The sequence below is a fragment of the Streptococcus sp. k-378 genome, assembly GCF_013277505.1.
GTDB classification, from domain to species: Bacteria; Bacillota; Bacilli; order Lactobacillales; family Streptococcaceae; genus Streptococcus; species Streptococcus pseudopneumoniae.
In genome coordinates, this window is sequence record NZ_VMNC01000171.1 from 1 (window position 1) to 621 (window position 621).

The window sequence follows — 621 nt, forward strand, 5'->3', positions numbered from 1 at the left end:
TTTTCGAAGAGTATTAATTTCTAACAATGCTTCAGAAGTCATGTCCTACTATTCCAGTTTCAATACCCTATATAATTGACAAATAACCAAAATCTCCTAGCAATCAATGGACTACTAGGAGAGTTTTTTTAAGGAATTCTATATAAGCTATAAAATCAAATACAAATTTTACTAAAAGATTAGATTAACTCATATATAAATTATGCTTCTTCGTCTTCTTTACGACGACGGCCTGCAAGAGCAAGTCCAAGTACTGCACTTGCTGCAGCTGCTACCATAGCTACTGTAGAGTCTGCTGTACCAGTATTTGGAAGTTGTCGATCTTTATTTATTGTAGTTTCAGATACTGGAGTTCCATCTGACATTTCATTAGCACTGCCGTCCTTATGTGGCTGAGCTGGCATTTCTTCTGAAATACCATTCACACTACCGGCTGGGACTTCTGCTGTTGGTGGCGTAACTACCTTGCCGTCACCAGCTGTACTGCTTGTGCCTACTGGTTCTGTATAAGCTGGGACTTCTACAGTTGGTGGTGTAATACCGTTTCCTGCGCTATTCGTACTGCTTGTACCTACTGGATTTACTGCTTCAATTGCTTTAACTCCTGTAGTTTGAGCGCCG

The 621-nt window shown here is 40.1% G+C and carries 1 protein-coding gene; it reads right to left on the reverse strand.

Going from position 1 to position 621, the window contains the following annotated elements; translation table 11 throughout:
* Nucleotides 1-200: 200 nt before the first annotated feature.
* A partial coding sequence (locus HT719_RS11225; protein WP_172929242.1) for an LPXTG cell wall anchor domain-containing protein occupies nt 201-621 on the reverse strand: 421 nt, incomplete at its 5' end.